The organism is Testudinibacter aquarius (genome assembly GCF_004342725.1).
GTDB lineage: Bacteria > Pseudomonadota > Gammaproteobacteria > Enterobacterales > Pasteurellaceae > Chelonobacter > Chelonobacter aquarius.
Map to the genome: position 1 here is coordinate 45,977 of NZ_SMCP01000014.1, position 20,429 is coordinate 66,405.

The following is a 20,429-nucleotide window of genomic DNA, read 5'->3' on the forward strand; positions in this document are numbered from 1 at the left end:
TGCTGTTCTACTATTTTAACGCAAATGTAACAGTGAGGCAGAAGATGAATTTTACACTACTCGATGGTGGCATGGGGCGTGAATTGTTGCGCATCGGTGCGCCGTTTCAACAGCCGGAATGGTCGGCATTGGCGCTGATTGAAGCACCGCATTGGGTCACGCAGGCGCACCGCAATTTTTTGGACGCCGGTGCGGATATTATTACCACTAACAGCTACGCTTGCGTACCGTTTCATTTGGGCGAAGCGTGCTTTGTGCAGCAGGGGGCGGAACTGGTTGCACTGGCTGCGCGTTTGGCGCGTGAAGCCGCCGAAGCCTATCCAAACCGCCTTGTTGCCGCCAGCTTGCCGCCGGTGGCCGGCAGCTATCGCCCGGATCTGTTTGATACGCAACAGGCCAGTGCGGTGTGGCAGATGTTTATCGCACAGCAACAGGCGTATGCCGATGTTTGGTTGGGCGAAACCATGTCCTCATCAAACGAGGCCGCATTGTTGTTGCAATTATTGGCAAACCAAACTAAGCCGATCTGGATTTCCTTTACCCTCGATGATAGTGCATTGGACACGCCAACCTTGCGTTCGGGCGAAACACTAATTGAGACATTAGAGAAACTCAACCTAAACCAAGTGGAAGCGGTTTTGTTTAACTGTTCGATTCCGGAAGTGATGCAAAGTGCGGTTAGGAGATTAAAACAATGGCTGGAAAACCAATCGCTTAAAATAAAAATCGGCGTTTATGCCAACGGTTTTTCGCCGCAGACGAACAAAGGCGCCGCCAACCAAGGGTTGAGTGAATTGCGCGACCTGTCGGCAGATGAATACCGCACTTATGCCGAAACCTGGCAACAGGCGGGGGCGGAGATTATCGGCGGTTGTTGTGGCATCACTCCGCAGCATATTGCGTGCCTGAATCAATTACGGCAATAAGTTATAACCATAAGTTATGATGAGCCCGGTGAGAAAGTGTGATTTCGATATAGCCGTATAGAATGCTATATGCTATTCTCTCTAACCAAATTTACACTCCCAATACAGGTTATTACTTATGAAATTTTTTGTTGCCGCTGCGGTAGTATTGACCGCACTTTCCGCCTCGGTGCAGGCAGAAACCTTGCGTATTCCGCATGAACTGGGTTACGGCGGCGCCGAATCGCTCGATCCGATCTCGCCAACTCCGTTTTCCTATTTATCGCAAACGGTATTCAGCCGTTTGGTGCGTCAAGGCGAGCATGAGCAAGCGGTGCCGGATTTGGCAACTGAATGGTCAGCCAGCGCAGATGCCAAAACTTGGACCTTTAAATTGCGCCAAGGGGTCACATTCCACAACGGCAATGCCTTCGATGCGGAAGATGTGGTGTTTTCCTTAATGCGGATTAAATCGGAAAGTATCGATAGCCCGGCGCGCGCCGGTTTGGAGATTGTGGAATCGGTGACCGCACTGGATCCGTTGACGGTGCAAGTTAATCTGACATCAGCGCATGCGGATTTCCCGATTTTGTTAATGGATTATCGTGTACGAATATTAGACAAAGAGAGCTGTCACAACGAGATGAGCAAGTTGTGCGAAAGTGAAAACGGCACCGGGCCTTATCAAATCGTCAAACTGGATCCGGCAGGCACAACCCAACTCACCCGTTTTAACGCTTACTGGGAAGGGCCAGCCAAAACCGAAAATTTGGATATTATTGCGATTCCGGATCAGCAAGCGCGCGTATCGGCGATGCAAGCCGGGCAGATTGACATGCTGTTTTCCGTCACAGCACAGCAACAACCGCTGTTTGCCGATAAAACACGTTATACGATTCAAAACGTACCGACCGGGCGCTGGGCGGGGTTAATCATGCGCACCGATACTGCGCCGTTCGACAACCCGAAAGTGCGTCAGGCAATGCGGATTTTTGCCGATCGTGAAGCGTTCGGTAAATTGGTGATGGGCGAAAACGGTTATATCATCAGTTGTGATACCCCGGTGTGGTCAGGCGATCAATATGCGACCGACTTGCAATGTGCAGCCGATATCGACGGGGCGAAAAAATTGTTGGCGCAAGCCGGTTATCCTAACGGTATTGAGGTGACCTTATACTATTCCGATGTGGATTACGGCACGTTGCGTTTGGCGGAAGTGTATCAACAACAAGCTAAAGCTGCCGGCATCAACGTAAAACTGGCGCTCACGCCGGCAGACGGCTATTGGACCGATACTTGGATGGTTGAGCCGTTTTTTGTGACTTCTTGGTTCCAACGTCCTGCCGATCAGGTGTTCAACGAAATCTATCGCGGCGGCGCAAAATGGAATGAAAGCCATTGGAATAATGCCGCCTTCGATCAGAAATTGGATGCAGCACGGCAAGAGCTGGATTTTGCCAAACGCAAAGCGATTTATCGTGATCTGCAACAACAATTGTTTGCTGAAGGTGGCGCATTTATTCCGTTCCACCAAAATGCGGTGCGGGTGATCTCCGCCAAACTGTTCGGCTTGGCGGCGGATACCGAAGAGATGGCAATCCGCTTCCAAGATATTGAAAAAAAATAACCGTTGATTTTGCCGCCCAAGCCTCTGTTATGGCGGCAAACCGCACTTATGATTAAAACGATTCTACAACGCCTGTTTTTCGCCCTGTTCACCCTGATTTTCGTCTCAGGCTTGGTTTTTAGTGTGGTTGAACTACTGCCCGGCAACGTCTGCACCGCCTATCTGCAACGGGCGGCGCAGGGAGTGCGCTTGCAACAGTGTATTCAACAGCAAGGCTTGGACAAACCGGCATTGGCACGTTACCAACAATGGGTCGGCGGCATTGCCGAAGGGGATTTCGGCACGTCGCTGAAACGGCGCAAACCGATCAGCGAATTGGTGCAAGAGCGGTTTCGCAATACCGCACTTTTATCCGGCTTTGCGGCGGCGATCGGTATTCCGCTGGCGTTGCTGTTCGGCTTTTGGGCGGGGATTCGGCGCGATAAACCGGCGGATTTGGTGATTTCCAGCGTGGCCATGTTGGCAATGACGATTCCTGAATTTGTCAGTGCGGCGCTGCTGATTTTTGTGTTTGCGGTGTGGCTCAACTGGTTTCCGGCCATTACCACCGTGCCACCGAATGCACCGATAGCGGATTTGTTGCCGAACCTGGTATTGCCGGTGCTGGTGCTGGCGTTTGTGATGACGGCACATATTTTGCGCATGACCAGGGCGGCGGTGATTGAGGTGATGGCGTCGGATTTCATCCAAATGGCGAAACTGAAAGGCGTACCGGCAGGTCGCATTTTTTGGCGACACCTTGCGCCGTCTGCGCTGATTCCGGCGATTAACGTGGTGGCGTTGACAATTGCCTGGCTGCTGGGCGGTGTGGTGGTGATCGAGCAGGTGTTTAACTATCCGGGCATGGGCACGCTGATGTTACAGGCAATTTATGACCGCGATCTGCCGTTGGTGCAAGCGATTGCGCTGATTTTTGCCATCATCTACATTGTGGTCAACTTGCTGGCAGATCTGCTGATTTTGCTGCTTGATCCACGTCTGCGCCATGCGAAGACCGCACTTTAACGGAAATCTGCCATGTTTCATTCTTTCAAACCTACTTTACAACGCATGGTTTCTCGTCCGTCAGGGGTGCTGGGTTTAAGCCTGACTGTCGCCTATATTCTGTTATCACTGCTCGCACCATGGCTGGCGCCTTATGATCCGACGGCTCAGCAGGCTGATTTAATTCAGCAGGCGCCGTCGTGGATACACTTAATGGGAACGGATAGTTTGGGGCGTGATATGTTCAGCCGGGTGCTATACGGTGGACGTTTGGCGCTGGTGGTCACCGCCTGTGCTGCGGCGATAGCGGTATTGTGGGGCGGCTTTGTCGGCATCTTGCTTGGCGTGCTCGGCGGTAAAACCGATGAAATCAGCATGCGTTTGGTCGATGCCTTTCTGTCGATTCCGTGGCTGCTGTTTTTGTTATTGGTGGCTTCAGTCACACAAGGTGGCGCTTGGACGGTGGTGCCGATTCTGGGTTTCTTTTATGGCGTGGCGGTGATTCGAGTGTCACGTGCTGCCACCCTGCAAGTGGTGTCACGGGATTTTATCACCGCAGCAAAAGCGCGCGGCGAACGTTTGAGCACTTTGATTTGGCACGAAGTGCTGCCGAATGTGGCGGATATTTTATTGGTCGAAGGGGCGATGCGCTGGAGTTGGATGTTATTGGCGTTTTCTTCATTGTCGTTTCTTGGCTTCGGCGCCACGCCGCCAACCCCGGATTGGGGCTTGATGATTGCCAACGAGCGCGGTTTTATCTCGATTACGCCATGGGCGGTGGTCTATCCCTGCATTGCGTTGTCCGGTTTGATTATCGGTATTAATTTGCTGGCAGACGCACTGGGCAAGGCGCTGGGCGTTGATCGGGCAAAAGAGCAGGTAACACGATGAGTGCCGAATTGATTAAAGTCGATAATCTGAATTTGGGTTTTAGTAAGGATAACCGCCAACAGCCGATTTTGCGCCGTATTTCGCTAAGCATTAAAGCCGGTGAAACGATCGGCATTGTCGGCGAATCAGGCTCCGGTAAATCCACTTTGGCGCTGGCCTTAATGGGCTATCTCAAGAGCGGTTTGACCCGTTTTGAGGGGGAAGTTTATTTTGCCAAACAGCCGCTTTTCAGTTTGAAAGCCAAACAATTAAACCGCTTGCGTGGCGGACAAATTGCCTTGATTCCGCAAAATGCCGGGCAGGCGTTGACGCCAACTTTAACCATCGGTGCGCAAATTGATGAAAGCCTGAAACTGCATACTCGTCTTGATCGGCAGCAACGGCACCGCAAAGTGATTGAGCTGCTAAATTTGGTGCGTTTGCCGTCGGCACAAACGTTGTTGAAGCGTTATCCGCACCAGCTTTCCGGCGGTCAGCAACAACGGGTGGCGATTGCGATGGCATTAGCGTGCGGTGCAAAAGCCTTGTTGCTGGACGAGCCGACCACCGGGCTGGATGTGACCACGCAAGCGCATATTTTGGAGTTTTTACACGAGCTTGCCGAGCAAACTCAAGTGGCAATGGTGTATGTCAGCCATGATTTGGGCGTGATTGCCCGGGTTTGCCAGCGAGTAGTGGTGATGTATGCCGGTGAAATTGTGGAGCAAGGCGACAGTGAGCAGCTGCTGAGCCAACCGCGACATCCGTATACTCAAGCCTTGCTACAGGCGATTCCACGCATGCAGAGCAAGCGCATTCCATTAGCGTTGCAAGGGTTTCCGCCGCCAGTGGGCGAAGTGCGGTCAGGTTGTGCTTTTGCGCCACGTTGTGCTAATGCTACAGAGGTCTGTCGTCAAACAGCTCCGTTGCTTCGCCAAGCTGACCCCAGTCAAGCAGAGAAAAGCGAAGTGCGTTGTCATTTTGATATTATCGCACCGAGGTTGCCGTTGGCAGCAACCGCAGAAACCACCGCACTGACGACAGACGCAGCGACCCCTCTATTGACGGTGAGTGATCTGGCAATCAGTTATCAACCTCGCAGTTGGCTGGATCGGTTGCGACAGCGTTCACTATTTGCAACCGTTGCCGGGATTAATTTTAGTTTGCAGCCAGGAAAAACGCTGGCGTTAGTCGGTGAGTCCGGTTCAGGAAAATCAACGATATTGCGGGCGATTGCCGGCTTGCAAGCTCCGTTGCAAGGTTCGGTGCAACTCGGGCAAACCAGCCTGGCGGCAACGGTCAAACAGCGTAGCCTACAGCAATTGCAAGCCTTACAGATGATTTTTCAAAATGCCGACAGTGCGTTAAACCCACGGCATACGATTGCAGAAATTTTATCGGCACCACTAAAACGCTACTTTCAACTCAGCGGAACCGCACTTCAGCAACGTTGTGAACAGCTGATGGAAGCGGTGCGTTTGCCGAAAAGCTATTTACCACGCTTTCCGGCACAGCTGTCCGGCGGTGAAAAGCAGCGGATCGGAATTGCCCGCGCTTTTGCTGCCGAACCGCAATTGATTTTGTGTGACGAAGTGACATCAGCGCTAGATGTCTCGATTCAAGCCGCCATTTTGACTTTGCTGAAACAGTTGCAGGCGGAGAAGAACACGGCGTATATTTTGGTGTCGCATGATTTGGCGGTGGTGCGCGCCTTTGCCGATCAGATTGCGGTGTTGTATCAAGGGCGAATTTGTGAAATCGGCAGCAGCGAACAGATTTTCAGCCCGCCGTTTCATCCTTATACCGAAGTTTTGCTGGGCGCAATTTTAGAGCCGCAACCAAACAATGCACCAAAACTGTTGCGTGACGACAGTATCCTCGAGACTCCAGCGCCACAAGGCTGTCCGTTTCAACACCGTTGCCCCAAAAAAATTATTGGTATATGTGAGATTCAATCACCACCAAACCGCACTTTTGCCGACGGGCACCAAATTTTTTGCCACCGTAGCCAACCTGAATTAATGATTCCGATTTTCTGACCAGTACAGATCCTAAGCTTACACACCTTAATCGGTAAATAAAAAACCCCAGCCGCTGGCTGAGGTTTTTCGTTGTTATTTGAAAACGATTATACCAATTTCTCTTCGTTTGGTTTAATCGCAGCATACAGGAAGCCGGTGAGGGCAGTACCTGCGATAATGGCCACGAGATATAACAACACCGGTTGAATGGCACCTGGGATTGCCAACACAAAGATACCACCGTGTGGCGCCATCAATTTTGCACCGAACAGCATCGAAAGTGCACCGGTTAAGGCTCCGCCAGCCATACAACTTGGGATCACACGCATTGGGTCACGAGCGGCGAATGGGATTGCGCCTTCGGAGATAAAGCACAGACCTAACACGAATGACGCTTTGCCGCCTTCACGCTCGCTGGCATTGAATTTTTTACGCGCCAGGAAAGTGGCTAAGCCCATGCCCAGTGCCGGCACCATACCTGCCGCCATCACCGCGGCCATTGGCAAATAGGACGAGGATGCTAACAAGCCGACGCCAAAGGTATAAGCCGCTTTGTTGACTGGGCCGCCCATGTCGAAGCACATCATTGCGCCTAGGATAATCCCCAACAGAATCGCACTGCCGGATTGCATCCCGGTCAAAAATTCGGTCATGCTGCGCATAATCCATGCAACCGGTTCACCGACGATATAAATCATCACCAAGCCAACAACCAAAGTCGCGATAAACGGAATGATTAAAATCGGTTTTAACGCATTCATGGTTGGAGGTAGTTTCACATGATCGGCAATCGCTTTAGCGACATAGCCGGCAAGGAAACCGGAGATAATCCCACCCAGGAAACCAGCACCAATTGAACTAGCCAGCATTCCACCGACCAAACCCGGTGTTAAGCCCGGGCGATCAGCAATCGAGTAGGCGATATAGCCGGACAACACCGGAATCATCAAACCGAAAGCACTGCCGCCGCCAATTTTCATCAGCGCTGCTGCCAAGGTGCCTTCTTCTTTGAAGGCTTCGATGCCGAAGACAAATGACAGCGCGATGATTAATCCCCCGGCAACCACCACCGGCAGCATATGTGATACCCCGGTCATCAAGTGGCTGTACACGCCTTTTTTCTCGGTTTTAGCTTCTTGCTTAACCGCACTTGGTGCAGTTGCAGTGAAGATTTTGGCTTCGTTAAAGGCTTTGTCGAACTCTTGCGCAGTTTTTTTCAAGGCCAAACCGGTAGACGTGCGGTACATCAATTTCCCATCAAACTTGCTTAAATCCACGTCGATGTCTGCTGCCACGAACACCAAATCAGCCGCAGCCACTTCTTCGGCACTGATTGGATTGCCGGCGCCCACTTGACCACGGGTTTCCACTTTCACATTCCAACCTTGTTGTTTGGCGTAGGCTTCGATCGCTTCTGCCGACATAAACGTGTGCGCAACGCCGGTCGGGCAAGCGGTGACAGCAACGATATTTTTCACGCTATTGCTGGATACGTTGACCGCACTGGTGCTTGGGGCAACATAATCGCTTGCCTTGGTGAGTGCTGCGGCAACGGTGCTTTCCGGTGCGGCAAAGGCGCTGTTCAAGTTTGCCAGATAGACTTTTTTACCGGCCAGTTGCGGATCATTCGGTAAATTGTCACCCAATACCAGCGCAATATCGGCATCGGCGGCACGTTCAACCACCTTGTGTCCGGCATTTGCAGCGGCGGCAGCGAATACTTGGCGCACCAAAAAGGTTTTCGCCTTGCCTAAAGCGGCATCTTCTACCAGTAGAATGTTCATGTGATTATCCTTCTATTACGTTAATTTGAACTTGTTGCAAAATGTCATCAACTAAAGTGCGGTCGCTGATGCCGACGTTACTTTGTGAAACGGCAAAGGCAGAAACAGCGCTAGCAAAAGCCAATGTCTGCGCTTGTTGCCAACCTTGACTGATACCATAAATCAAACCGGCGACCATTGAGTCACCTGCGCCAACGGTGCTGACCACGTTTTCGCATTTTGGCGGGCGTGCCTGCACCACGGCTTGATCGCTGAGCCAGACTGAACCTTCAGCGCCCATCGAAATAATCACATTGGCAATGCCTTGTGCTTTCAATTGTTTGGCGGCGGCGATAATTTGTTCTAAGTTGTGCAGTGGTTTACCGATCCAAGCCTCTAATTCGCGATGATTCGGTTTCACCAGCCACGGATTGGCTTTTAGTCCGGCGGTTAAGGCGGCGTGGCTGCTGTCCAACACCACTTTCACACCATGCTGACCCAATTGGTTTAACCAGGCGGTAAACTGCTCCGGGCTGACGCCACGCGGCAGGCTGCCGCAAACGGCAATGACATCAAAATCTTGGCTCCAATTTAAAGAGTCTGCGACGAATTTTGCCCAGCTGGCATCATCAATTTGGTAGCCCAAAAAATTCAGGTCGGTGACATCAGCCTCTGTTTCAGTGATTTTTACGTTGATACGCGTCTTACCGGGAACACGCTGGAATTTATCGTCCAGTTTCAACGTCTTAAACAGTTGGCTGAAGTCACCTTGATTCTCTTCACCAAGAAAACCGCTGACGGCCACCGCAACATCCAAGTCGTGCAACACTTTTGCTACGTTGATGCCTTTGCCTGCCGGAAACAGCCCCAAGGTTTCAACGGTATTGACTTCGCCCAACTCGATGCGTTTTAAACGCCCGACCAAATCGTAAGCCGTATTCAGGGTGATCGTTGCAATCTTTGCCATGATTATTCCCCCAAACCAGCGGCAATTGCAGCGCCGATAGCGTCAATCGCCCGTTGCGCATCTTCCCCTTTGGCGACAAAGCGTAGTTGGTGTCCTTTCAAGGCACCGAGTGCCACGACTTTCATCATACTTTTGGCACTGACCGCTGCAGATTGGCGATCCAGATTTTCAACGGTAATCGCAGACTGGAATTTTTTCGCTTCTTGCACCAACAAGGCGCAAGGGCGAGCGTGCAAACCGTGTTCGTTTTTCAAGCTGAACGTGCCTTCAATTTGTCCGTCACTATTTACTGCGTCTGTGGCAGGGGTGGTGCTTGCTGTTGCAACCGCACTTGTCACCTCTTCAATGCTGTCCGCTTGTTGTGGTGTGATGCCAGCCCCTTCGCCCAAACCGTCGGCAATGGCTTTGCCAATGGCTTCGATAGCCGCTTTGGCATCATCACCTGCAGCAGTGAAGCGTAAACGGTGACCGGCGACGACGCCCAGTGCCACCAATTTCATCAAGCTTTTGGCATTCACGGCAGCGGTCGGACGATCTAAATTCTCAACCGTGACTTTTGCGGCAAAAGGTTTCACGGTGCTGACTAATAACGCACCCGGGCGGGCGTGTAAACCGTGTTCGTTACGCACGGTAAAAGTGCCGACAACTTGCTGCACCGCACTTGTTGTGCTTTGTGTGTTATCGGCTTCGACAGATTTTCCGTCCAGCAAGGCGATGATTTGCTCGGCGCTACTTGCTTGTAAAAGTGCGGTTTGTGTTTCGGCGGTTAATAGGAGTGCTAAAACTGAATTTAATTGATCATCAACGGCGGCAACCGTTATGACGGCTTGTACCGCGTCACCGTTGGCATTATTGAACGCTTGTTTGGCACGACTGAACGCCACAGCGTTAAATTGATTGCCTTGCGCATTGTCATTCAACACAATCCCATTACCGATGACCAATCCTTGATCGGCAATCACTTGGCTGACAAAGCGTGGGTCAACCGCACTTTTGGCCTCCAGTTTGCCGGCATTGATTGCGGTTAAGGTGAGGGTGCTGTTGGTCTCGACATCAAGGGTGATAAAATCCAGCTGCAATGCCGGTTCTTTTTTCTCGCCCATTAAAATCGCGCGAAACTCAGCTTTGTCTTGCAGCGTCACCAACGAAGCGGCCGTGTCGTCGTCGCCCAGCACATGGGTCAATTGACGCAACAAGGCTAGATGCTCGTCAGAGCGGGCGGCAATGCCGATCACGATATAAGCCGTATTACCTTCGCCCCATTCAATTCCATTTGGAAATTGAAAAATTTGAACACCTGTTTTTTTGACCATATCGCGGGTTTCCAGCGTGCCGTGTGGAATCGCAATACCGTTGCCTAAAAAAGTTGAAGTTTGCTGTTCGCGTGCCAGCATTCCTTGTAGATAACCCGCGGCGACATAGCCGCCTTGCACCAACGCATTGGCAGCCATTTCGATCGCTTGTTGTTTATTATCGGCGGTTGCTGATAAATGAATGTTATGTTCCGGTAAGTTAAACATTCAATGCTCCTGTTGTAGATAGTTTTAAGAAAAAGAAAATTCTCTCTTCCAACGGTTACCAATAAATCAAAAGTATGGCACTTATTATTTGATGAAACGTTTCAGCAAAAAGAGAAAAAAACTTTGCTGCCCCATTTTGAACAGTGAAGCAGCAAGTATCATCTATCGGCTATTATTCGCCATTCTGATTTTCAGTTCAAAATAAAAATCACTAAAAAGTGACCTAAATCACATTTTGTTGCTATTTTCGACAATTTTGTAGAAATTGCTCGGTTCCTGTCGTCAAATATGGATCGTTTTCGTCACGCACGCGATCACGGCGTAAATCACGCATCGCATCATAAATGCCTTGGGTCAGGCTGGGCTTGTTCAACAACGACCAGCAATTTTGATTTAAACGTGAAAAGTTGTTTTGCAACTCGCCGGCAAATACAATACCGCTGCGAAAAGCATACAAATCACTGTCTTGCAGCTGGTTATACAGCTGATCGCGAATGCTGGCGATGCTGGTTTTGATATCACCACGATACCAAGCCTGTGCGCCACGAGTGAAATCATCCACTTCATAATTCTCGCCTACAATCCCTTGAAAAGACTGCACCGTGGCTTGATAGGCGATAGCATAGGATTTGGCATCACGCTGCGAATCAGGTAAATCGATCACTGCTTTGTTGCTACAAGCTGTCAGACCAGCAATTATGAGGTATAGGGGGATTCGTGTCTTTATCATCAATTTCCCTTATTTGAGTTTAAGTGCAAATGTCCAAAAATCATCATTATGCCATTCTTCGGGCATTCCCATATTGGATTTTGCGATTTTTGGATATTTAGCCATGAGCTGTTTCAAGCGTTGTGCCCATTGAGAATTTGGACTGATTTTATACAATAAGGTTTGTAAGGCAACCAATACCATATAAATGCGTTTTTCAGCATGAATTGCCGGATTTGCTAGAATAACTGCTTGCTGCAGCCATATGATGCTTTTTGATGTTGGAATTTTAATACTTCTACCAAATTCTTTGTTCCATAAGCGATTATGATGGGCACATACATTGCGGACATCATTTAAGGTTTTTATCCAAGATTCAAAGACCTCAGCATGTAATCCTAAATTACCAGCAATTTTTTTTCGTAATAAAGTTGATTTTAAGCCTGTATATAAATGGCTTAGGTCACCCCAAGTTAGCATTTCTACCATCATCCAAGACGGCGGTAGCTTTGGTTGATCGTATTGACTCAAATAATGCCTTAGAAAGTTTTCTTTTTGTACCTTGTCTCTTAATATTCTTTTTTGATCTAATGAGATATTTTTACGGCTCTCAATCGCATCATAATCACGCTTTAAGCGTTTTTGTTCCTCAAGCCGTTGTCGTTCAATATTTGCTAACAGTCTGAAATGCTGATAATTTTGATCGAAGCAGTTCTCATCAAGATACCAAAAGGCATCATTGAACTCATTGCAAAGCACGTTAGATATTTGTGCCCGAATGGCGACTTCAATTCGTTCGATAGCGTCCATGACTAGTAAACGTAATTCTCGGTCAAAGATATAAAGGCTTAAAATATCATCAAAACTCACATTTTGCTTAAATTGATGACTACTTGATTTGGGATCTTGGAAAGGTATGGTATAAGCGGAAAGTCGGTAATAGCCTATATAATCTAAATAGCGTACTGCTCGTTCTTGATTAGGGATATTTAAACCCCGCTGTTGCCAAGTTTTAATGTGTTCTACACTTGTTTTAACTGGTTTGCAGAATGTTGTCATATACTTATAATCAAAAATAGCATTAAAAAAAACCTGCCGATTTGTGCGTAAACAGAAGTTCATAGGCATGGCAGGTATATCGTTTACTATTATAGGCAAAATAGAACAAAAAGTACACACTTAATTTTTTTCTACAGAATCTTGCTATTTAAACCGAAAATAGGTAATTTTCTTCCACTTTTTTAGTTAACATTTTTAGAACATTATGCATATCACAAACGAAAAACAAGATCGCATCAGAAGAACCTCAATTTTCAGTAAAATTATTTTTGCCAGTCGCTGGATTCAGCTGCCGATTTATATCGGGCTGATTGTGGTGCAGATGGTGTATGCCTATAAATTTATCAAATCGCTCTGGGAACTGTTGGTCAATCTTAACCAAATGAATGAAAATATGGTGATGTTGGCGGTGTTGAACTTGATTGATGTGGTGATGATCGCCAACTTGCTGATTATGGTGATTGTCGGCGGTTATGAAACCTTTGTCTCGCGCCTGAATACCGACGATCACCCCGATCAGCCGGAATGGCTGAATCATGTTAATGCTTCGGTATTGAAAGTCAAACTGTCGATGGCGATCATCAGCATCTCTTCAATCCATATGCTGCAGACATTTATCAATGTCGGAAATTTGCCGGAAAAACAGATGATGTGGCAACTGCTGCTGCATTTAGGCTTTTTGGCATCGGCGTTGGCGATGGCATACACCGACCGTATTTTGTACGGAACAACCCATAAAAACCATTAAGTGAGTTTGAATTAAAGTAAAGTGCGGTTGCGGCGATGACAAATCTGACTAAAGGCATTATTGCGATGCTGGTTTCGGCACTGGGTTTTACCCTGATGGCGGTGTGTGTCAAGCTGGCTGGGGATTTGCCGGTGGTAGAGAAGTCGATTTTTCGTAACGCCATTGCCGCATTGTTGAGCGGTTATTTGGTGTGGAAAAACCGCACGTTGTTTTTTGGACAAACGCTTAATCGGCGCAGTTTGGTGCTGCGTTCGATATTTGGTCTGTTTGGTGTGTTGATGGGGTTTTATGCGATCGATCACCTGCTGTTGAGTGATGCCGATATGATCGTAAAATTGTCGCCGTTTGTGTTGATCGGACTGTCGGCGATTTTTCTGCAAGAGCCCATTTCGTTACGGCAAATAGGGTTATGTTTGGTGGCATTTATCGGAGTGCTGCTGATTATCAAACCCGGTTTCAATGTTGAGCAAACCGCACTTTTCCCTGCGATGATCGCAATTGGTGGGGCTATTTTCGCCGCAGCGGCTTATTTGATGCTGCGGGTATTGGCGCTGAGTCCAAGTCCCGAATCGCCTTATACCATTGTGTTTTTCTTTTCATTTTTCTCAACCATTGTGTTGCTACCTGCGGTGGTGTGGCAGTTTCAACCGATGTCGTTGGCGCAACTGGGCTATTTGTTGCTGTCCGGCGTGATGGCAACGGTTGGGCAGTTTGGGATTACTTTGGCGTATCGTTACGCCAGCGCCAAAGAGGTGTCGTTGTATTCGTACGCTTCGGTGATCTTTGCTGCGTTGTTCAGTATAGTACTGTTTGATCAATATCCTGATGTATTCAGTTGGCTCGGCTATCTGCTGATTTTTCTCAGTGGCTATCTGATGTTTCTGCTGAATAGCAACAAAACCGAGCGTTGAACCGCACTTTTATTCCTCGCACTTTTATTCATTGAGCTTAGATGTTAATATTCTGTTAAATTTTTCTTGATAAAGGTATTTTATGAGCATTGAAATTGCAACAGTGACCGCGCAGCAGGCGTGGCAGCAGGTGCAGGATAATCAGGCGGTATTGCTGGATATTCGCGATCTGAAAAACTTCAGTTATCGCCGCCCGCCGCAAGCGTTTCATCTCACCAATCAAAGTTACGGCGAATTTTTGGATCACTATGATTATGATTTTCCGATTCTAGTGATGTGCTATCACGGGGTTAGCAGCCTGAATGTTGCCCATTTTTTGATCGAGCAAGGCTTTGACCATGTTGCCAGTGTGCAGGGCGGCTTTGAAGGTTGGCTGCGTGCCGGCTTGCCTTATGAAAGTGATTTGCAAAGTGAATAGGTGTTAACCTAGTGCCAAACCCGGATAATCAAATAGGCGAGGGAGCCGTAAAAAGCGATAAATGCTGCAAATAGCAACAACCATGCAGCTTGTGGTGCGGTACGCCGCAATTTTGCCAATAAAAGTGCGGTAGCGAATAACCCTAATGGATAAACCCAAAGTGCGGTTGAAAACCAATAGACCGCACGGCTGCTAAGTGCCGGATTATCGGCGACCGATGGAGAAATCAGCAGTGCCAGTGGCCAGAGAATCGCCGGCAGGCAAAAAAGAGCGGTTGCCCAAGCAAAGCCGGAAAAGCCGTTTAGTTGTGGTTGGTTATGCACCTGAATTCTCCTCGTATTTCTTCCAATCTGTTACACGAGGCGCTAGTATAGCGTAACTTTGTGGCTTTTCTAATTCTGTTTTCTAAAACACGATGACTAAAATAATTTTAAGTACTGACAAACCGGAACTGGCACTGCGCTTTCGTGACTATATCCGGCGTGAATATCGGCGTGATTTGCCGCTATATCAACAACAAGGGCACTATTTGTTGGCGCTGGAAGAAGATGATCCGCAGCTGAACCAGCTGTTAAATGAGGCGGAGCAATACCGGCACACGCCGTTTGCCGAAAAGTATATGCAGGCGAGTTGGCAAGACGGGCAAACCTATTCCTTAAACGGACGTTTTAAGGCATTGCTGCCCAATCTTTCGCAGTGGCGGAACTTGTGGAGCTCAATTGCCGCCGCCCCGGTGACGGCGCTGATCGGTTTGATTTGCGTGGTGGTGTATCTGCTAAGCTTGAGCGATTATCAAACAGACGTGTATTTATGGGCGCATTTCCCGCAAGACAGCAGCCAATACAGCGAGATTTGGCGATTTTTTACTCATGCGCTGGTGCATTTGTCGCTTAGCCATATTGTGTTTAATTTAACCTATTGGTTAGTCTTTGGTGCCATGATTGAGCGCTCTTGCGGCTCAGGCAAAGTGTTGCAACTGTTTTTGGCTGCTGCGCTGATCAGCGGTATTACGCAAAATGCGTTCAGCGGACAGGCATTTTTCGGGCTGTCTGGCGTGGTTTTTGCGATCTTGGGCTATGTTTACGTGATGAGCCGGGTTGATCCGTTGCGTCGATTTAGCTTGCCGAGCGGATTTATCTATCTGTTGTTGACGGGGATTGCGGTTGGGTTTGTGGGGCCCTTGCTGAATTTGCAGGTGGGTAATGCGGCACATATTTCCGGTTTGTTGCTTGGCAGTGCAATCGCTTGGCTAGACGGAAAGCGATTAGCCCACAAAAAATAGAACTGAAAAAAATTAGTGTGTTATGCAGAGTATTTTTACTTATTTTGCGGTAAGATAGCGTCTATATTTGATTGATAGCGATGATAGGTGTAACACAAAACGCCGCTCATTATTCGACAACACACCATTACGAAAATGCCCGAAGTATTAACCCGAAAATTACACGCCTATGCCCGTTTAATGCGCTTGGATCGCCCCATCGGCACGCTGCTGTTGCTATGGCCGACACTGTGGGCGTTGTTTTTGGCAGCCGGGGCAGTGCCGGATACCAAAATATTGCTGATTTTTATCGGGGGAGTGGTGCTGATGCGTGCCGCCGGTTGTGTGATCAACGACTACGCCGATCGCCATATTGACGGCAGTGTTAAACGCACAGCCAACCGCCCGTTGGCAACGGGTGAGGTTAGCGAAAAAGAGGCGAAAATCTTGTTTGTGGTGCTGACCGCACTTTCATTTTTGTTGGTACTCAACCTGAATGGCTATGCGATTTTTCTGTCGTTTATTGCGGTGGCGTTGGCATTTGTGTATCCGTTTATGAAACGCTATACCCACCTGCCGCAATTTGTGTTGGGTGCGGCGTTCGGTTGGTCGATTCCGATGGCGTATGCCGCCGTGAGCGCACAGTTGCCGTTGTTGTGCTGGCTGCTGTTTTTCGCCAACCTGCTGTGGACGGTGGCATACGATACCCAATATGCGATGGTGGATCGTGATGACGATTTGCGCATCGGAGTGAAGTCCACCGCAATTTTGTTTGCGCAATATGACAATAAGATCATTGCGTTATTGCAATTTGTCGCCTTAACGTTGTTTGCCGCTATCGGCTATCTGGCGCAGCTGCACCCGTTGTATTATGTGGCGGTTGCCGTGACCGCACTTTGCTTTGTGTATCAATGCAAACTCACGCGCGAGCGCACCCGTGCCGACTGTTTTAAGGCATTTCTCAACAATAACTATTTCGGCATGGGTATTTTTATTGCACTGCTGTTAGGAATTTTTGCTTAGGGTCTGTAGGAATCATTCAATCGGCTGCTGCTTTCTCAGCTTTTGCAGCAATACAAAACTCGGTAAGACTAAAATTGCCATCAAATAAAATGCCCACACCGGATTATAACGATACACCACGCCGGCAAACAGCATAAACAGCGCGACACTTAAACAGCTGCAAACGCCGTTATACAGCGCCTGTAACTTGGCGATATAGCTGCTCGGACAGCCGGTGATATAGCGGATCGTCACAAAGTGACACAGTGCGAACGTGATGCCGTGCAGGGTTTGCAGCAGCAAGAATGGGATAAAGTGTTCTGCCCATCCCATGCCGATCCAGCGCAACACTGCCACCACCGAAGTGACCAGTAGCAGCGAGTAGAGTGAACAGTTTTTTAACAAACGCCCGGCAAAGAAAAACACCAGTACTTCTGCTGCCACACTGACACCCCATAACCAACCGCTGAGTTCAACCCCGATACCTAATTCTGCCCAATACAACACGGCATAAGCATAATAAGCGGCATGACTGCCTTGAAGCAGCGCCAGAACCGCCAACAACGCCAGGATCTGTTTATTGGCTAAAATGGTTTTATAACTGACATTGGCTTGCACTTTTTGGCTGTGGTCCGGATTTTGCGGATACGGATTGGGCGACAGCATCTGCAGCACACCATAAGCCAATAAAAGTGCGGTTACCAGCCAAATCATGCTTCGATCACCGAAAAGACCCAACACATAGCCGCCGAGCAAGTTAGCACCGATAAACGCCAGTGACCCGGTTAAACGGGCTTTGCCATAATCTAATGTGAGTTGGCGCTGCCAGTTGCCAGCCAAGGCATCGGTCAACGGAATTCCGGCGCCGAACACCGCATTGAACAGCCAAATCAGTGCGATCAGCAACCAAGCGATTTCGCTGCTGGCGGCAATGGCCAACACCAAGCCAAGACTGAACCACGCAATCAGGCGTAACATCGAAATTAAGGCTGAAGGCTGTTTGACCCATTGTGAAAACAGCATACTGCCGGCAAAACGAAACAGAAAAGAGAAGGCGACCACGATGCCAATGGTCTCTTCCGAATAGTGATAGCTTTTCAGCCAGACCGGCAAAAACGGCAAAACTACGCCATAAGCGGCAAAATAGCCGATAAAACTACAAATTAACCAGACAAAGGGCGAGGTGCGAAACATATCAGAACAGGCTCTCCATCTCTTCAGCTCTGGCAACGGCGGCTTGCATGGCTTCGGCAACAATCTGTTTCAGCTGATGTTGTTCAAAAACCTGCAATGCAGCGGCAGTGGTGCCGCCCTTGGAGGTGACTTGTTCACGCAGGGTTGTTAATTCCAGTTGCGGGTTTTCGATCGCCATTTCTGCTGCACCCAGCATGGCTTGCTGGCTCAACTGCCGCGCGGTGGCTGGGTCTAAACCCATGTTGATCGCTTGTTGCTGCATCGCTTCCAAAAACAGAAAGAAATACGCCGGGCTGCTGCCGGAAGTGGCAATTACACTGTTAATTGCACTTTCCTGCTGTAACCAGCAAATTTTCCCGACCGCGCACATTAAGTCAGCCGCAAAGGTTCGATCATCAGCACCGCACTTGGCATTGGCAAACAGCCCCGCCATGCCGACAGACAGCAGTGACGGCGTATTCGGCATCACTCTCACTATTGCCGTTGCGCTGGGCAATAATGCGTTCAAACGTTTGACTGAAATGCCGGCGGCAATCGAAATCAGCAGCTTTTGGCTGAGATCTTGATCAGCAAAATCGGCGCAGGCAGTGGCCATCAATTGCGGTTTCACTGCCAATACCACCACGTCTGCCTGTTCCACTGCAAAACGGTTATTATGCGAGGTTTGTACCCCCAGTTCCGCCAAGGCTGCCAATTTGCCGTTGCTTGGATTGGTGGCAATGATTTTTTGTGCCGGATAGCCGCTGCGAAGCAAGCCTAAAATAATCGCTCGGGTCATATTGCCCGCACCGATAAAGGCAATTAATTTTTGTTGCATACATTTTTCCTTAACAAGGTCTGTTACAATATTGCGCATTCTAACATAAGCAGGAAAAGAGATTTATGTATTGGTTTAAAAATGTCATGGTTTACCGTTTAAGTAAAAAATTGGACTGGTCGAGCCAAGCGTTGGACGCTGCGTTGCCACATCAGGCATTTTTCCCGTGTGGCAGCCATGATCAAAGCAGATTCGGTTGGGCACCGCCGCTGAATGGCAGTGATCTGTTGCATTTCAGCGTGAATGGACAAATTTTGTTGTTGGCACAAAAAGAGGAAAAAATTCTGCCGGCAGCGGTGATCAAACAAGCGCTGGAGCAGCGTATCGAAAGTGTGGAAGAAAAAGAGCAGCGCAAGCTGAGTAAAGTGGAAAAACAGACGTTGAAAGACGATGTGATCAATGAGTTGTTGCCGCGTGCCTTTAGTAAAAAGCAGCAAACCGCACTTTGGATTGATGCCGACAATGATCTGGTTTATGTCAACGCTGCTTCGGCAAAACGAGCGGAAGACACGCTGGCATTACTGCGTAAATCGTTGGGATCACTGCCGGTGGTGCCGCTGGTATTTGCCAATGATCCGGCGACGGTGATGACCGACTGGATCGCCAATGACAACCTGCCGCAGTGGTTGACAGCATTGGGTGAAGCCGAACTGACTTCCACCACCGATGAATCGGTGATTCGTTGCAAACAGCAGGATTTGGCAAGCGATGAAATGCAGAACCATTTTGCTGCCGCTAAACAGATCACTAAATTGGCATTGGAATGGGAAGAACATTTGAGTTTTATCTTTGCACAAGATTGCAGTCTGAAACGACTTAAATTTGCTGATACAGTACGGGAAAAAAATGACGACATTCTGAAAGAGGATTACGCCCAGCGCTTTGATGCGGATTTTATTTTAATGAGCGGAATTTTGGCGCAGCTCAGCGAACGCTTACTCGAGGCGTTTGGTGGCGAAGCGGGATCGTTAGCGGATAAAATATAATCAGTCGTTCACATGGGCAAGAAAAATAAGTGCTGCAAAAAGTATAAGAAAAAAGGTAAATACTGCAAGGATTGCCCTTTTCGTTAGCATAACCTAGATAAAATCTAAAAATAATGCGTGGTAGGTATATTTTTATCGGATTTTGTAGGTTAAAATTGCCATGCTTTTTACAAATTGGTCAATTTTTAATAACATGATTGACCGAGATAAGGATGATGATTTGGGTTGTTGGCAATTAATAAGTATTATTCGTGGGTTGTTTATTTTGCTTTCTTTACTTTTTGGGCTGTCTGCCAGCCCGTTGTTTGTCAGTGCACAATGGCTGTGGGTCTGTTTATTGATTGCAGTCAACATGCTGACTAGCGGGTTGACTGGTTTTTGCCTGCTTTCTCATCTGTTTTGTAAACTCGGTGCAAAAAGGGCTTAAGCTGTTTTCCAGCCGGCAGTAATGCCGGATTCAGATCATTGACAAAGATATTTGATGAGGCAAGGTAGGGGCGGATTATATATCCGCCCGTTGCGAAGTACGGCATAAGCACTTAATCAATAAAGGAAAAATGCAAAGTTCGGTTCGGGCGGATATATAATCCGCCCCTTGTATATTCAAAATAAAGTATACTAGCAACACAGCACCGAATCGTTATCCACAGCTTGACCGCCCCTAGAG

General features: G+C 48.5%; 20 protein-coding genes. 12 read left to right on the forward strand and 8 right to left on the reverse strand.

Annotated elements, in window-relative coordinates:
- Positions 1 to 44 precede the first annotated feature (44 nt).
- From EDC16_RS11810 to EDC16_RS11830, 5 genes are all read left to right on the forward strand, one after another.
- Positions 45 to 926, forward strand: a complete 882-nt coding sequence (locus EDC16_RS11810) for a homocysteine S-methyltransferase family protein (RefSeq protein WP_132968055.1) — start codon at positions 45 to 47, stop codon at positions 924 to 926.
- Between the two features lie 118 nt (positions 927 to 1,044).
- Positions 1,045 to 2,532, forward strand: a complete 1,488-nt coding sequence (locus tag EDC16_RS11815; protein ID WP_132968056.1) for an ABC transporter substrate-binding protein — start codon at positions 1,045 to 1,047, stop codon at positions 2,530 to 2,532.
- 48 nt (positions 2,533 to 2,580) lie between these two features.
- Entirely contained in the window at positions 2,581 to 3,537 is a 957-nt protein-coding gene (locus EDC16_RS11820; protein WP_132968057.1) for an ABC transporter permease, read from the forward strand.
- A 12-nt stretch (positions 3,538 to 3,549) separates the two neighbouring features.
- Complete coding sequence (locus EDC16_RS11825; protein WP_132968058.1) at positions 3,550 to 4,407, forward strand: ABC transporter permease; 858 nt, start codon at positions 3,550 to 3,552, stop codon at positions 4,405 to 4,407.
- Positions 4,404 to 6,425, forward strand: coding sequence for a dipeptide ABC transporter ATP-binding protein (locus EDC16_RS11830; protein ID WP_132968059.1), 2,022 nt, complete (start codon positions 4,404 to 4,406; stop codon positions 6,423 to 6,425). Before EDC16_RS11825 ends, EDC16_RS11830 begins: the two co-directional genes overlap by 4 nt.
- Positions 6,426 to 6,514: 89 nt before the next feature.
- Here EDC16_RS11830 and fruA read toward each other — a convergent pair whose 3' ends face one another.
- From fruA to EDC16_RS11855, 5 genes are all read right to left on the reverse strand, one after another.
- Entirely contained in the window at positions 6,515 to 8,191 is a 1,677-nt protein-coding gene (gene fruA, locus EDC16_RS11835; RefSeq protein WP_132968060.1) for a PTS fructose transporter subunit IIBC, read from the reverse strand.
- Between the two features lie 4 nt (positions 8,192 to 8,195).
- Complete coding sequence (gene fruK, locus EDC16_RS11840) at positions 8,196 to 9,137, reverse strand: 1-phosphofructokinase (protein ID WP_132968061.1); 942 nt, start codon at positions 9,135 to 9,137, stop codon at positions 8,196 to 8,198.
- A gap of 2 nt (positions 9,138 to 9,139) precedes the next feature.
- Positions 9,140 to 10,657 carry a fused PTS fructose transporter subunit IIA/HPr protein gene (gene fruB / locus EDC16_RS11845; RefSeq protein ID WP_132968062.1) on the reverse strand — a complete coding sequence of 506 codons (1,518 nt, stop codon included), beginning with the start codon at positions 10,655 to 10,657 and terminating at the stop codon, positions 9,140 to 9,142.
- 241 nt (positions 10,658 to 10,898) lie between these two features.
- Entirely contained in the window at positions 10,899 to 11,321 is a 423-nt protein-coding gene (locus tag EDC16_RS11850; RefSeq protein ID WP_232517257.1) for a hypothetical protein, read from the reverse strand.
- A gap of 75 nt (positions 11,322 to 11,396) precedes the next feature.
- Positions 11,397 to 12,494: an Abi family protein gene (locus EDC16_RS11855; protein WP_232517258.1), complete on the reverse strand. Its 1,098-nt coding sequence runs from the start codon at positions 12,492 to 12,494 to the stop codon at positions 11,397 to 11,399.
- 136 nt (positions 12,495 to 12,630) lie between these two features.
- Between EDC16_RS11855 and EDC16_RS11860 the strand changes: the two genes are divergently transcribed.
- The 3 genes from EDC16_RS11860 to glpE all read left to right on the forward strand — a co-directional run bounded on the left by EDC16_RS11860 (position 12,631) and on the right by glpE (position 14,502).
- Positions 12,631 to 13,173 carry a TIGR00645 family protein gene (locus EDC16_RS11860; RefSeq protein WP_132968064.1) on the forward strand — a complete coding sequence of 181 codons (543 nt, stop codon included), beginning with the start codon at positions 12,631 to 12,633 and terminating at the stop codon, positions 13,171 to 13,173.
- Between the two features lie 35 nt (positions 13,174 to 13,208).
- Entirely contained in the window at positions 13,209 to 14,084 is an 876-nt protein-coding gene (locus tag EDC16_RS11865; RefSeq protein ID WP_132968065.1) for a DMT family transporter, read from the forward strand.
- 82 nt (positions 14,085 to 14,166) lie between these two features.
- Positions 14,167 to 14,502 (forward strand): thiosulfate sulfurtransferase GlpE, encoded by a 336-nt coding sequence (glpE, locus tag EDC16_RS11870; RefSeq protein WP_132968066.1) that lies wholly within the window; start codon positions 14,167 to 14,169, stop codon positions 14,500 to 14,502.
- A gap of 8 nt (positions 14,503 to 14,510) precedes the next feature.
- Here glpE and EDC16_RS11875 read toward each other — a convergent pair whose 3' ends face one another.
- Positions 14,511 to 14,825: a DUF5389 family protein gene (locus tag EDC16_RS11875; RefSeq protein ID WP_132968067.1), complete on the reverse strand. Its 315-nt coding sequence runs from the start codon at positions 14,823 to 14,825 to the stop codon at positions 14,511 to 14,513.
- 92 nt (positions 14,826 to 14,917) lie between these two features.
- On the opposite strand from EDC16_RS11875, the gene EDC16_RS11880 reads away from it, so the two are divergent.
- Together EDC16_RS11880 and ubiA are read left to right on the forward strand one after the other, a co-directional pair.
- A complete protein-coding gene (locus EDC16_RS11880; RefSeq protein WP_132968068.1) occupies positions 14,918 to 15,784 on the forward strand; it encodes a rhomboid family intramembrane serine protease in 867 nt (288 codons plus the stop codon).
- 135 nt (positions 15,785 to 15,919) lie between these two features.
- Positions 15,920 to 16,786: a 4-hydroxybenzoate octaprenyltransferase gene (gene ubiA, locus EDC16_RS11885; protein ID WP_132968069.1), complete on the forward strand. Its 867-nt coding sequence runs from the start codon at positions 15,920 to 15,922 to the stop codon at positions 16,784 to 16,786.
- 12 nt (positions 16,787 to 16,798) lie between these two features.
- Here ubiA and EDC16_RS11890 read toward each other — a convergent pair whose 3' ends face one another.
- Positions 16,799 to 17,959 carry a 3-phenylpropionate MFS transporter gene (locus EDC16_RS11890; protein WP_132968070.1) on the reverse strand — a complete coding sequence of 387 codons (1,161 nt, stop codon included), beginning with the start codon at positions 17,957 to 17,959 and terminating at the stop codon, positions 16,799 to 16,801.
- Between the two features lies 1 nt (position 17,960).
- Complete coding sequence (gene proC / locus EDC16_RS11895) at positions 17,961 to 18,776, reverse strand: pyrroline-5-carboxylate reductase (RefSeq protein ID WP_132968071.1); 816 nt, start codon at positions 18,774 to 18,776, stop codon at positions 17,961 to 17,963.
- A gap of 65 nt (positions 18,777 to 18,841) precedes the next feature.
- On the opposite strand from proC, the gene rdgC reads away from it, so the two are divergent.
- The gene (rdgC, locus tag EDC16_RS11900) at positions 18,842 to 19,762 is read left to right on the forward strand and encodes a recombination-associated protein RdgC (protein ID WP_132968072.1); all 921 of its coding nucleotides are present in this window, start codon (positions 18,842 to 18,844) and stop codon (positions 19,760 to 19,762) included.
- A gap of 160 nt (positions 19,763 to 19,922) precedes the next feature.
- Positions 19,923 to 20,189, forward strand: a complete 267-nt coding sequence (locus EDC16_RS11905) for a YgaP family membrane protein (RefSeq protein WP_198362760.1) — start codon at positions 19,923 to 19,925, stop codon at positions 20,187 to 20,189.
- Positions 20,190 to 20,429 lie beyond the last annotated feature (240 nt).